We start from the raw sequence: 14,733 nt of genomic DNA, 5'->3' as shown, positions 1-14,733 counted from the left end.
GCTATATGTGAACCTTATTGATTATCCAACCCAAAAATCCTTCGTGAGCATTCACTTGTTTCAAAAATTCCCTATCATGTGCACTTATCTTATTTCCAGCTTCAAAAATCGCCACGCTTTTTTCTGCGAACAGAAGCCATTCCTTCACCTGATTGATATTTTTGAGGCTGTTCAAATCAATGATAATGATATCGAACTCGCCTTTCAAGACATCGAATGCCGCCATCAGGTTGTTCGAACCGTTGATTTCCAGCAATGACTTGTTGTTTGGATTTTTATTCAAGACAGTGATCATATCTTCCGTTTTTATCTCCTTCTTTACCAAAAAGGATTCAAATGCTTGGCTTCCATTTTGTTGCTTATTGGAAATCAATTCGGTAAGATTGGGATAATCATCCCCGATCAGTAATACTTTCTTATTTATCAATGCAAATGCATAGGCTAAACTTGATGCTATGAAGGTTTTCCCTTCGCCCTCCGAAAGACTGGTAATGCCAAGCACCTTATTAGCGCTGCCGTTTAACGACTTGTTGATCTCGAAGCGCAGGGATCTCAGGAGGTCACGGTAAAAGGCGTAATCATTTCTAGGGTTTTCTTCATCCCATATTACCCTTAAATCCTTATCTCCTCCTTGTATCAGATTAATTCCGCCGATTACAGTGTTTCCTGTTGCCGCTGCCAATTGATTTGAAGTCCGAATAGCATTATCCAACAAAAACAGCAACAGCAATACCGTGATGACAAACATCAGGCTTGCAAACCCCGATATAACAGTAAGTTGCATGACCTTAGCAGGTTCGGCCATGCCGGGGAAACCAGATTCGACGATCCGTAGATTTAACGACGCCGAATTTTCCAGCGTTGCTTGGTTATATCGTTTCATCGCTTCCGTATATTCGGTAACCGCCAGATCCACTTCCCGCTCCAGATTTTGGACCCCTGCGTCAGCCGGCATCATCGCACCAAATCTTGCCCGCAGGCTCCCCAATTCGGCATTGATGGAAGAAATCGAGTTTTCGGCCCTAGCCAAAGCGATTTCGAGGTCAGATTTCTCCTTCAACAGGCCACGTCTGACTTCGTATGGACTCGTTGTCGACTGCCTGGACATAGAGGCGATCCTGGTGGTACGAAGCAATTCCAATGAATCAACGATTTTTTTGTCGGCAGGATCAAAATTATTGTCAAAATAGCGCTTATTTGCCTGCTCCAGTTGCCGGCCTATTTGGACGATTTCGTTGTTTTCTTTGATGGAGCTATTGCCACCATTTAGTGATTCATCGTTCAGCTTCTCATTGATATTTCGGATGCCGCCCTGCAAGGATTGAATCTCGCCGATGAGCTGCGACCTCCTGCCCTCCTGTTCGGCAATTTGCTGATAAATCATATCCGACTGAGCACTAAGATTCAACACCCCACTTCCGGCCTTAAAACTTTTCAATTGCGTGTTCTTCTCGTCCATTACCGCCTTTTTGGCCGTAAGTATCGAGTCGAGCAGCAGCAGCGTAGCTTGCTTGCTGGTAGAAGTCACATGGCCGTAATAGTAGATAAACTCCCTGGCGAATGTGTTAACCACAAACGCAGATAACTGGGGGTTTTCAGAAGTATATTCCACATTGATAAAATCACTCTCCCCATGCCGATAAATAGTAAGCTGATCCGCAATGGTTTTTTCGTCATACCCCATGTATTCAATCCAGTCAAACAATGCATACTTTCCATTGTCGGCTGGTGTTATAAATTCATTGTTAACTTGCTTTTCCTTTAATAACGTAACGACTTCGGATACTTCACCTTCAGGGAGCTTGGCTACATCTTCCGGCAGCGCACCCAGTGCTGATGATGGATTTTCCAAATCATGCAATATCAAATGCAAGGAAAGCATATTCAATACACGTTTGGTGTTCATCATTTCAATGATATTTCCAAACTGCTGGCTTACACGGAAATAATCCAATTGATCACCCGATAAAATCTCCTGCGACCTGTCTGTGATGCCAGTGGATAGCTGTACGTTCGATTTGTAGGTCCTCGGCAAATTTTTGGCGATAAAAAAGGCAGTAACCCCACAGATGCATGGTACGATGGCAACCAACCATTTGTACCGCCATACATATTTCAAAAAATCTGGGATATTGATCATGCTGTTGTTTGGCAAAAATCCATTCTTACTTCACGTCTTCTACCTTGACACCTATAAGCTGTTCCAGGGCGTCCTTGGCGACAAGGTAATTGACTTCTACTTCTAGCTTGGCTGAGCTTGCCTCCGAGACAGCAGATTTGGCTTCAGCGTACTCATTGAGGGTTGCTTCACCCTTTTCAAAGCGAAATTGTAAATCATCGCTAAGCGCCTTGTTGTCCTGCAGCGCTTGGGATCTGATGCGCAGTTCGTTGAATGCCTGGACATATACATAATATCGACGCTTCACTTCGTTCTCGAGTTCACTTTCATAAGCCAACCGTTCCAACTGGGCAATTTTATAATCGGCCTTGGCTTGTTTGGCCTGGAATGGCTTCTGCAGGAACGACCCCAAATTAAGGTTGACACCAAACTGGAAACCATTGACGACGTATGGATTCTCCATGCCCAGCGCAGCCCTCTCGTCGGGCCTGTAGAAATAGGATACATTCAATAAATCAAGGTAATTGACCACTTCGGCATTTGCAGCGGATTTGGCTTTCTCTTCATTTAACGCCATGATTTCCCGCTGGGGCATATGTTCTTTGGCCAGCTCAATCATTCGATTTAAATGTTCCTGATTAATTGATGTAATTAATGATTCTTGGGCTGATGCCATACAGTATGCGGCCAAGAATATATGCAGTGCAATAATCTTTCTCATCAAAATCTTATATTTTTCAGTTACATTAATGAAATGCCAAGGCGTCTATCGCCCTGTTTCAAACCGCTTCCTTTTGCAGCAACGCCGGTACCGTTTTCAACAGAATTTTCACGTCTACCCAAAACGAAAAATGTTTGGAGTAGTAATTGTCCAATTGTCTACGTTCCTCATCGGACATTTCGCTTTTACCACGTTTGCTTACCTGCCAAAGGCCGGTGATGCCGGCCGGCCCTAGAAACCGCATGGCCCATTCATCCGATGTGAGTAATTGGGCCTCGTACAATGGCAGAGGCCTATTACCTACCAAAGACATGTCTCCCTTGAGCACATTGAAAAGCTGAGGTAGCTCATCCAAACTGGTCTTCCTGAGAAAAGCACCCAATTTGGTAACTCGGGGGTCGTCCTTGATTTTGATGAAAGCGCTATTGCCGCCATTGATTGCATATTGATTCAATGCCGACAGTTTATCCAATTCCTTGTCGGCGTTTACCTTCATGGATCTGAATTTGTAGAAGTCAAAAATCTTATAGCCGCATCCGGCCCTTTCGCTTTTATAGATTACCGGACCCTTCGAATCCAGTTTCACCAAGAGTGCGATAATCACCAAAAGTGGTGAAGCGCATAACAAGGCCAGAGCCGACACCATGATATCAAAAAAACGTTTGGCTAAGGGCATTTTATACTCCTCCCTTGCCATTTGTTTGTCCAATAATGAGGTTTTATTCCCTATAATCTTAAACTTAAAGATAAATTGAAGGCGCTCTTGGATATTCAGTACATTAAAGGGATAGAAATAAATATCATTCACATATGGACTGAATGTTTGGGTCACAATTGATTTATTGCTTTTAAATCCGAGCAGGATGACACTGATTCCCCTTGTCAATGGGTTTTCCCTTAGGTCCAACACAAATGACAAAATCTCCGAAATATTGTCCTCTATTTCGAGCAAAAAAACATCTGGCACAGAAAATAAGGATTGACTGTTAATATGATCTTTCAGGTTCTCTAAACTATCAAATCTGTTGACATCAATATCTTCGTTGAGGTTGTAATCAAGTTCATCAACAAATTTCGTCCCAAGATATGCAATAGAAATTGTCAGAAATTTGCTTTGCAGTCTTAGTTCAGTTAATAAGTCCATGTACTTTGTCTTTAAAAATGTTTGCTATTGTTTGTTTAAGTACGGTGGGGTCAAAAGGCTTGCTGAGGCATTGATTTACCGAATAAGGCAGGTTACTCAATTCATCGGCAACATCATCGGACGCGGATAATACGATAATGGGAATTTCGCTGTATAAACCACTTACTTTAATGCATTTGAGAAAAGACTTCCCATCCATTTGGGGCATAATCCAGTCCATGATGATCAGATCGGGAATCTGTCGATTTTCCAACCAAAGAAATGCTTCATATCCATTGCTGGCTATTTCCAAATCAAATTCTTTGGAAAGCACGAAGTGCAATAGTTTTTGTATCGTTGGTTCATCTTCTACTAGAAGTATTTTTTTCTTCATGCCTGCACTAGGATCTGGGTAATTTATCACCGCAAATCTCCACGTTTTTTTATAAAAACAAGGGGGAAAACGCACAATTAAGTCCATTTGTAGCCATTCTGCTACAATTGGGCAAGACAGGAAGAGACATCATATAAAAAACTTTTTAGGTGCTCAAAAAAGAATTACTGTTGGAGTAAATACAAAATCTTCAGATAGGTATCATCGATAAAAACGCAAAAACCGGTATCACCTATTCAGCGATACCGGTTTTCAAATCCCTTATTAGCCTAATATTACAAATGCTTTACCCGGATACGTCGGAAATGCACCTCTGAACCATGTCCAAGGAAGGCAATATGACCTGATTTACGCATTAAACCGGGATGGTTTTTTTTGTCTAAGGTTCCATTTTTAGTCGCTTCGGCCAAGTCTCCATCCACGATTACTGTACCATTCAATGTGACCTTGATTTTGTTGCCCCGCACATGGATTTCCTGCTCATTCCACTCACCAACGGGTTTTAGGTGTCTACGTTTTGCCGGAATAATTCCATAGACAGATCCATGGTATTGATATTCGGCTAAATCTTTATACATGTCGGCGTTGTCGTCAAGCACCTGCACTTCCATCCCTGCATAGGCTGCGTCCCCTTCCATCGGTGTACGGATGCCTATGCCATTATTGGCCCCGGGTGTTAACCGGAATTCAAAGCGGTATACAAAATCCGAAAATGTTTCCTTGGTATATAAGTTGCCTCCCGACCCTTCCGTGGGATAGATAGCCAATGTACCTTCATCACTCACAACATAGGCCGTGGTATTACCTGTCCATGCATCCAAATTGGTACCGTCAAACAACACTTCGAAACCTTCCTGTTTTTCCGTCTCGCTCAATGTGAATACATCCTTACGCGGCAACTCACGGATGTGGATATCCCGATATGAAACATGCGTGCCGTGGGCTTGCAATTCGATTTGCTCCGTTGGGAATATCGGCAAACTTCGGTCCCAATAATTCTCAAGTACCACACTATCCGTCACTAATTCACCATTGAGGTAAACGGTCACCCGTTCACCCACCATGGTGATACGGAAGGTGTTCCATTCGCCCAATGGGTTATCGGCTACGTTGAGGGGTTTGCTTTCATGCTTTTTGTTGTTGTATAACCCGCCAGAGCCGACTTGCGCCCCTACATTGACACGCGATGTATCCCATATCTGTACTTGGGGTGTACCCCGCAAATAGATGCCGGCATCGCCATCCTTACCTTCCTTCGCTAGCTCCCAGTCCACCAGCATTTCAAAATCCCCATATCGCTTCACCGTGGCAATATTATCGCCTTTACCGTTGAAATGCAACACACCACCTTTTACATACCAACCCTGTCGCATGGCTTCATCAGCCTTTGCCTGTTCAGCTGCCAATGTTTTGGCATCCATAGCTGCACGTTTGATGGGGTTGGCCACCAAGCCTTTCCAGCCCTCCAAATCTTTCCCATTGAATAACGATACGTAGCCGGAGCCCTTGGGTAGTTCATCCAAATGTTTACGTATTGCTTCCCTAAGGTAGCTGCTTTCACTTCCGGAAAGCAGCTCGATGACCTTGGTCAGCAACCGGGTAACATCAGCTCCATAAAATCGCTTGTTCTCCAACGCAATATTCATTACGGTAGTCGCCGCTGTTGTTTTTAGTTGTTCATCATCGAGATATTTGCCGGCAAACAACAATGCGTTATAGGTTTTATTGCTTTCTAACGACTTCAGTACCAATTTTTTCTGGTCTACCGTTTTGGCCACTTCAAACACATCTCGTAGATGCAGCACCTTTTGGTCAACAGGGACATCCGTAATGCCAATTATCCGCACCAACCCCTTTATGATGGCATCCTGCTGATTGGAATCCCTCACTTCCTTTCGGCTGAGCGCTATTAGCGTTGGTAACGCCTCGGCATCTGCCCAGTTTGCTAATGCAATTATCGCGGCGCCCTGCAAATTGGGGTCGCTATGATGGGTATAGTCGGATACTACCTTCAACGCTTCACTGCCCCCAATTCCCGATAATGCTGGAAAGAAGAGCGGTTGCGAGGTGGCATCCATCGTTATCATGCGAGCGATAACCTGTTGTGTTTGGCCGGCCTTATCGTTGCTACGGGTTACAGCAGCCACGATTGCTTCCTGCACAAAGACTGCATTTTCGCCCCCTGCTGTGGATAGCAAATCCAGCAGTTTTCCCAAATCTTCTGGACGTGCCACTTGCGGCAGGGTTTTATATGCAGTGGTTTCCACTTCTTTAGGCCCATCGTCCTGGATGATGTCAAGGATGGCAGGTACGCTTTCTCCAGCTCCTCTGCTGGCCAGCACATCCATCAACAAAACCTGAGTAGTTGGATCCTTCTCCGTTGATAATGCAGCGGTAACCAATGTTGGCAATTGCTTGTTTTTGGAAGTAAGTAATACCTGTTTGATTGCGTGTCTTGTACTTGTGTCGTTCAATGAAAGTCTGCCTATCAATTCCGGGACAGCTGCATCACCGGCGAGTTTATGTATGGCTTTTATGGCTGCTCCCCGCACCGCGGGCGAACCGGTATCCAATGCTTTTCTGACTTCAGGGAGCGCCGCGCTTTGCTTGTTGTTACCCAAATACCGTAGGATATCAACCTGCACCTGCTCATCGGTCCTCGATAACCTCTTCACCAATTGCGAAGATACTCGGCTATCAAGGTGGGGCACCAATAACGACAAGGCAGCATTACGATATATACCATTATCATCGGTTGCAACTTTTACAAGTGACTTGACCCCCTTGGTCCTGTTTACCTCGGTGAGCAGTCCCAGTGCCGCAATACGGGTATGCACTTGGTTGGCTTCTTTAGAGGCTTTGAATAACCGAGAAGCGATTTTGGCGGCAGCCCTGACTTCCCCTTTGGCTATCAGCGAATGGGCGTAATTGATGTATGCCGAGGTCGCTTCCGTCACATCATACACAAATCCGGCGTCTTGCGCCGCTTTTCGTAATGTCTGTTCAGCGTCCTTTCCGCCAATCTTCGAAAGCGCATCAAGGACAACCCTACGCAGGTTCACGTCGGTTGCTTCAGTCATGGCCAAAATGGATGGCTCGGCTGGTGCATAGGCCATGAAGCCAAGTGCATTGATGATATGGATGGTGGCAACGCCGGTGGCATTAGGCAATGACTCCAACAAGGCTGCACCTGCCGATTCCGTACCAATGCACGCCAATGCACGTGCAGCCTTCTCACTCAAATATTCATCGATGAGGTAACCGCTAAGTGCTTCTATTGCCGTATCATCCCCGGCGTTTTGTAGCAACTGGATGACATAGCCTTTGTTATCTTTATTGGCTATCGCCCCCAAAGCCTCCATGGCTCCCTTCAAGAACGTGGCACGTTGGCTGGCCTTGCCGGGCAGCAGCACGTAATAGCTATAACTATTGGTTGCGTATTCGATGCCAGCATTGCCACCTTCTCCTGGCGGGGTAAGGCGTTGGAGCAAAGCTGAAATTTCTGAAGCGGAAAACCGCTCCAGTTGTCCCATCGCTTCTTGGAATCGTTCGGAAGTTTCCGAAGGTTGCTGTGCAAGGAGGTCGGCTATCTTGGTGGCGGCAGTCCGTGTATCATCCTGTTGGGCATACACATAGGGTTGCAGTAAGAAAAGCGCTAAAAGCGCGTATATCATTTTTACCATTGGTTTTTTAGCTTATAATTATCTGTCCTATATCGACCATGGGCCGCGCATGGGCTGGTCTACCAACCTGTTTGCTGCTTCATCATTCACAAATTCCTGCTTCTCCGGGTCGAATTTCAACGACCTCCCAAGGCGTAATGCCGCTAATCCCATATTAACAATCGTACATGAACGATGTCCGTTCTCTTCGTTAAGTGCAAATTTCTGGCGGGTTTTCACAGCCTCCACAAAATCGGTCACTTGGGGTTCGGGATCGGGAAACGCAGCAAGTTTACGTTCCATATCCGGAATATCAGACTTGAAGCCGCGATAAAGCTTCCCTTCCGGCCCCTCGATATAGGGCATACCCACATCTTTACCCTCCCCATCAAGGATAATCTTGCAACCATCGGCATACGTGTATTCGATACGCCTCCAAGTACCTACGGCATCATTATGTTGCTGCGGCGCATCTATTTCTACCGATATGGGACTTTCATTATCCTTGCCCAGAAAATATTGGATAGGGTCTATGTAATGTTGTCCCATATCACCCAATCCGCCTCCATCATAGTCCCAATAACCCCTGAATGTTGTATGCACCCGATGTGCGCTATACGGTTTATAGGGAGCGGGGCCCAGCCACATATCATAATCCAATTCGCTTGGCACCTGCTCCACGGGCAGGTCTTCACGTCCCACCCAGTAGAACTTCCAATCGAATCCGGTATGTTTGCTGATGGTTACCTTGAGCGGCCAACCCAACATGCCTGAATCCACCAATTTCTTGATTCTTTTTACGGGCACGTTCATGCCATAGAAATTGGCATCAAATCGAAACCAGGTGTTTAGGCGGAAGATGTTGCCATGCTGTTTGACCGCCTCCACCACCCGCTTGCCTTCACCGATGGTGCGGGTCATGGGTTTTTCGCACCAAATATCCTTGCCCATGCGCGCCGCCTCCGCGGCCATGAGACCATGCCAATGTGGTGGGGTGGCTATATGGACGATATCCACTTCCGGCAATTGGATCAGCTCTCGGAAATCCGCGAATTGCTTGACCCCATTATCACCTAGTTGTTTTACGGCTAACGCTAGGTGACGCGCATCCACATCACAAATGGCCACGGTTTTGGTGCTAGCATATCCAAAATGCCCCCGACCCATGGCTCCCACCCCGATCACACCCTTTGTGAGGTGGTCACTCGGGGCAAGGAAGCCATTGCCCCCCAATACGAAACGGGGAACAATGCTGAACGCCGCTGCCCCCACCAATGATTTCTTAATGAATTCCCTACGGGACGTACTTTTTTCTTTCATTCGTTTGTTTTAGGTATTTATATGAACTATTTAGTATTTGCGCTGTCTAAAATAGGAGTTATTTGTGAAAATACCTATTCCAATGTCGGGTTGAACGCTCCACCCCAATTGTTGTTTTGTTCGATATTCGGGTTTCTGTCAATCACGCTTTCCTGAATCGGAAAGAAATAATAGCTATCGGGTACGGCGTTGACTTTCACACCTGACAATGGTACTTGCAATAAGCTATATCTAAAATCCTGGGCTTCCAATTCATAATCGTTTGCCCTGGCCCTTGCAGTTCCCATAGCCATCTCTGTGCCATCGGCATTGATGGCGATGGCTTCAACACCATGTTTAGTGGTACCATCTAGGCGATCTAACATCCGTAACCTTCTCAAATCCCAAAAACGATGACCTTCAAAACAAAACTCAATGTTTCTTTCGGCCAAGATGGCTTCCCGCATCGCTGCCTTAGAGGTAGCGATAATTCCATAATTTCCATCGGCTCCGGGTTCGATGCCGGCACGTTCCCGGATTTGCTTTACTATGGCCAATGCTTCATCCAGCCTGTCTATTTCATTGGCCGTCTCGGCATAATTTAACATCACCTCTGCAAATCGCATCAGCACAAAATCCACATCATATTGTTGCACCTGCTCTTGGGTAAGCCTAAGTAAGCTATTTTTTTCAATGAAAAAACCACTATAACGATTGAGATTCGTAGAATTGACACCCGCTATAGGATTTACTCCAAAATCATCCAACTCATGTGCAATCCCCAGGGAAGTGTATTGGCGCTTTCCTGTTTTACCTGATACTTCATACAGCTTTCCATTCCACACGATGGATTTATCAAATCGCGGATCGCGATCTTCCCAATAACCTTGCAAAAACTCATCTTCCGTTTTATAATAAGCGCTGGTGGGATCGTTATACAACTTGCCATCCTTCATTGGAAATTCCTTGATGTATTCCCAAGTAGGGCAAGCATTGGCTGCTCCACGGCTTTCCGAGCCAGGTCGTACGCCATGGTCCCATACGGCTACTTTATTGGGGTAGGAATTGATGACGGCAAAAACAACTTCTGGACCCTTTTCCGCCAATGCGATATCGGCATACTCCGCCGTAAGCGCATACCCACTGGCCAGCAAATCCTCGTAGGCCATCTTATTCACTTCATACGCCGTTGCCCAATATTGGTTATTCCAAGGATTGGAAGGATTAAATTGCGGGGAGGCCATATATAGCAAAACTTTGGCCTTAAATGCCAAGGCAAACTTGCCATCGATCTTGCCGTATTCGGGCGATGATTTTGCTAGCTGGGCTGGTAGTTTGGCAATGGCGTCATCCAAATCACGAATGATAAAATCGAAGCATTCTTTGGTCGTGTTGCGCGGAACATATAAATCATCTTCAAATCGGTCTTGAGGTACAGTGACATAGGGTACGCCCCCGTGATACATAACCATCTGAAAGTAAGCATACGCGCGCATAAACAAGGCTTGCCCTGTAATATTGTCTTTTAAATCTTGGTCTAGCGTCCCCTCGTTTACATCCACAATGGCTTGATTAATCAAGCGTATGCGATTGTAATCCCAAGATTTATATTCACCATTTGAAATGGTGATGCGGTCTGGGTAGAAATGGATACCCATGATCTGTTCACTTTTTTGTTCGGCGGTGGTACTCCAGTTGCCGAACATCGGGTAGATATTGGCCATGTAGGCATTGGCGAGATTCGCATCGTGCCAAACCAAATCTGGGTCATAGCTATTTAAATCTTCAATATCCAGCACCTTGTTACAGGATGTCGACATCCAAACAAGGCTTATCATCATATAAAATATCTTCTTCATCATCGTCTTTTTAAAATCTAACATCTAATCCAAAGGTGAATGTCTTCATGACGGGGTATGAATCATAGTTTTTCTGTTCAGGGTCATGGAATTCCGTCATGGCGGAAAGCACAAAGAGGTTTGTACCGTTAAAAAACAGTTGGACATGCTCCAGTTGCAGCGCAGACACCCATGTTTCCGGTAAGCTGTATGCAAAATTCAATGTCCGTAACCGTAAATAAGCCCCATTCGTTATCCAGAAGGACGAGGCTCCCGTGCCGGACTCATACCAATTCTGGCCAATGGGCCTGGGGTATTTACCATCGATGTTATCCGGTGTCCACACATCATCCGATGCCCATATGGGATAGTATGGCCTTACGGCGCCGCCATGTTGCCGCATCCCAGCTCCTTCCTGGTTACTGATGATCCGGTCGTAATTCATCACCCCTTGAAAATGCGTTTGCAAAGCAAAGTTCTTGTACGAAATATTGAAGCCAAAGCCGTAATTAATCCGGGGATCGGCTTTCGTCGATAACAGCTGTATATCATTTCCATCAATTTTGCCGTCTGCCCCTGGCGCATAACCATCCCCACGTACATCTTCAAAATACAATCCTCCGAGATAAGGATCTCGGCCGTATTGTTTGAATCCCTGGGCAAGCAATTCATCCAATTGTTCCTGTGTACGAACAATTCCTAGTGCCTTCAATCCAATAATCCGCTCATGGGGCAGTCCGATACGTGATTCAAAATGACGGTTCCCACCTGGCCCAAAAGCCGCACTTTCGTCATAAATATCCCACCTGTCTTTTGAATAGCCGATATTAGCCATCACCGAATAGTTAATTTCGTTGTTAGCGGACAACTGATCATTCCACTGGGCACTCAGTTCGCCACCACGCCATGATCGGGCCGCATAATTCTCAGGAGCAAGTGCTTGTCCGTAATTATCGGGTAACGTCACCAACCGTGTGCCCAAGATATCCTTCTCTTCTCGCAAAAACACATCGAGCGCGCCGGTCAATTTGTTATTGAACACCGCGATATCCACCCCGGCATTGTAGCTGGTAGAAGTTGCCCAAGTCAGATTGGGATTGGGTGTCACTGGGACGGCAATGCTTCCGTAGTAGCGATCACCAAACATGTACCCCCCTGAATTGAGGTATCTATTCACATACGAAAAAGGCTCTATCCTGTCATCCGTATTGATCATGAGGTCATTACCGGTGGTACCATAAGAAGCCCGTAGCTTCAACTCGTTGACCGCTGTGGAAGCATTTTGGAAAAACGCTTCCTCTGATATACGCCATGCCGCGGACATCGACGGGAAGAAACCCCAGCGTTTATGTTCCGGAAAGAGCGTATTCCCATCGTACCGAAACGAAAATTCAGCAATATAACGGTTGTCAAAGTTGTAATTGGCTCGTCCAATAAAGGATTGCCTGGCACCGATTTCCTCCAATCCATCAGCCTCCTCAAATGCGCGACCATAGGGATAGGCAAACATCTGGTCTGATGGTGTCAGTGGGCTCTCCCGCTTGGCGTATGCTGTATATAGTCCATCTTCGGCTTGCTCATATACAAACAAGGCGTCGACACTGTGCTTATTGAACGTTCGGTTATAATTAACAAACCAGTTAAACTGATAAGCCCAATTGGTTGTGATCTCATAATCCACAAAGGGTAGATCTTGACTGAAATTGAACGTATTTGTCCTATTGGGGTCAGGTGGCGCGGGAATAAACCGATTGCCGTCTGGATCCGCCTGGTTGAAGACATAGTTGGTCTGGAACGTCAGGTATTTCTTCCGCATATAATCTTCACCCAAATAGCTCCCCACCACCTTAGTGGATAAGCCCGGTATAAATTTATCTAACCCAACATTGAGTGACAAGATGGGGTTAAACTGCCGTTCCCTGGTTTTGATATACCGGTCACCAATAACCTGGTCGATTACGCTCCAGGCTAACCAACTCCCCATGGGGGTCTGAACTGGATAATCCGTGACATAATTGGCCGGTGTGCCATCCGCTTCCGTGTAGAAAGGATACGTCTTAGGCCAATTGAAGGTGACCCGATATAAATCCGAAACATCGTAATCATCATCATCGGTAAAAGGCCAGTAAAACCGGTCGCCATTTTGCTGGTAGGCCGATAAATTCAGATCGATCGATATGCTTTCGTTTATCTTGGCCGATACATTACTGCGGAGATTAACCTTACCATGGTCCAATGATTTATAAGAGCCTTGCTCCCCACGATAGCTCAATAGTGAGTAATAGGTGATTTTATCTGACCCACCCGTTACGCTTATCGACTGCCGATGGCTATTGGAGTTTCTCCAGATAAAGTCATGCACATTGTAGCTTCTGTTGCTAAAATAATCAAACTCTTCATCGCCATTAGGGATGGGTGTTCCATTGAACTCCGCTACTCGGTTTTGGTAGATCAACTCATCGGTAGCTGTTGTCAGATCTGATAACAAGGTCTGGGTAGGTCTTCCGGTCGTGTAATTGGATTGGAAATTGAATGTAGGTTTTTGTTCGACACCTTTTCTGGTGGTCACCAACACGACCCCATTTCCTGCTCTTGATCCATAGATCGAAGCCGTTGCCGCATCTTTTAGAAAGCTCATTTGGTCGACTTCAAAAGCCTCCAATGCATCAAAAGCAGCTTTATCCCTTACCATGCCGTCAATAACATAAAGCGGTTCACCAAAACTTCCTCTTATCCGGATTTGTGACGTAGCCCCTGCCAAACCGGAAGTATTGGTCACATTTACTCCGGGTGCCCGACCAGCTAAGGTGTTGGATAAATTGGAAGGCGCTATATTCGTCAATTCTTTCGCATCTACCGCTGAGACGGCTCCCGTCAAATTTGATTTTTTCTGGGTACCGTATCCCACGATGACTACTTCTTCCAAGTCCGTTGCATCAGCGGAAATCATGGTCACCGTAATCGGTTTCCCATCCACAACCACTGTGGTCGACTGGTAGCCCAAATAGGAAAACACAAGGCTATCTCCCATGGTGGCGACAAGCCTAAACCCGCCCTGCTCATCGGTTACCGTTTCAATACTTTTTCCCGACACATTTACAGAAACACCCTGCATGGGTGAACGTTCCACATTATAAACCTTTCCTACCACTACTTCTTCTTGCCAGTTGCTCATAAGAAATCCGCTCTTGGTAGCGTTTTCGAAGGCGCTATCCATGGGTTTTCCGGCAGTACTTGCATACCCCCTAATGCAAACCAAAACGAAGAATGTGCATACCAGGTTAATAATTAATCGCGTTTTTTTTGAAGAATACCTGCCCGCACCGTGCCGGTATTGCCCAATAGATAAATAATCCATCATGTAAGCTTGAATTAATAGTTGTTTAACTTGTTCATATTCCTATACCTTGAATAAAGCAACTTGTTAATGAATCGTAGCAACCTGATTTACCAATGGACAAAACCTGTTGCATCCGATTACATGCTCTCAAAACCTTATGTTTCAATTAATACAGCTTAAAAATTGGTTATAATTACCCTACCGATGACAAACCGGCAACCGTCCATCAAAATTACT

The 14,733-nt window shown here is 45.6% G+C and carries 8 protein-coding genes; all 8 read right to left on the bottom strand.

The window, feature by feature from the left end; genetic code table 11:
• Nucleotide 1: 1 nt before the first annotated feature.
• Nucleotides 2–2,140 (bottom strand): exopolysaccharide transport family protein, encoded by a 2,139-nt coding sequence (locus NF543_RS11245; protein WP_257668225.1) that lies wholly within the window; start codon nt 2,138–2,140, stop codon nt 2–4.
• Nucleotides 2,141–2,165: 25 nt separating this feature from the next.
• Nucleotides 2,166–2,738 carry a TolC family protein gene (locus NF543_RS11240; RefSeq protein ID WP_257668224.1) on the bottom strand — a complete coding sequence of 191 codons (573 nt, stop codon included), beginning with the start codon at nt 2,736–2,738 and terminating at the stop codon, nt 2,166–2,168.
• Nucleotides 2,739–2,898: 160 nt separating this feature from the next.
• Nucleotides 2,899–3,984, bottom strand: a complete 1,086-nt coding sequence (locus NF543_RS11235) for a sugar transferase (RefSeq protein ID WP_257668223.1) — start codon at nt 3,982–3,984, stop codon at nt 2,899–2,901.
• Nucleotides 3,968–4,357 carry a response regulator gene (locus NF543_RS11230; RefSeq protein WP_257668222.1) on the bottom strand — a complete coding sequence of 130 codons (390 nt, stop codon included), beginning with the start codon at nt 4,355–4,357 and terminating at the stop codon, nt 3,968–3,970. The genes NF543_RS11235 and NF543_RS11230 overlap by 17 nt, the downstream gene beginning before the upstream one ends.
• Before the next feature lie 275 nt (nt 4,358–4,632).
• The gene (locus NF543_RS11225; RefSeq protein WP_257668221.1) at nt 4,633–8,040 is read right to left on the bottom strand and encodes a 3-keto-alpha-glucoside-1,2-lyase-like domain-containing protein; all 3,408 of its coding nucleotides are present in this window, start codon (nt 8,038–8,040) and stop codon (nt 4,633–4,635) included.
• 27 nt (nt 8,041–8,067) lie between these two features.
• Entirely contained in the window at nt 8,068–9,339 is a 1,272-nt protein-coding gene (locus tag NF543_RS11220; RefSeq protein WP_257668220.1) for a Gfo/Idh/MocA family oxidoreductase, read from the bottom strand.
• Nucleotides 9,340–9,413: 74 nt separating this feature from the next.
• The gene (locus NF543_RS11215; protein ID WP_257668219.1) at nt 9,414–11,180 is read right to left on the bottom strand and encodes a RagB/SusD family nutrient uptake outer membrane protein; all 1,767 of its coding nucleotides are present in this window, start codon (nt 11,178–11,180) and stop codon (nt 9,414–9,416) included.
• Between the two features lie 7 nt (nt 11,181–11,187).
• Nucleotides 11,188–14,517, bottom strand: coding sequence for a SusC/RagA family TonB-linked outer membrane protein (locus NF543_RS11210; RefSeq protein WP_257668218.1), 3,330 nt, complete (start codon nt 14,515–14,517; stop codon nt 11,188–11,190).
• Nucleotides 14,518–14,733: the final 216 nt, after the last annotated feature.

It is taken from the genome of Parapedobacter tibetensis (assembly GCF_024704835.1).
GTDB classification, from domain to species: Bacteria; Bacteroidota; Bacteroidia; order Sphingobacteriales; family Sphingobacteriaceae; genus Parapedobacter; species Parapedobacter tibetensis.
This window is presented reverse-complemented; position numbering and strand designations above follow the sequence as displayed.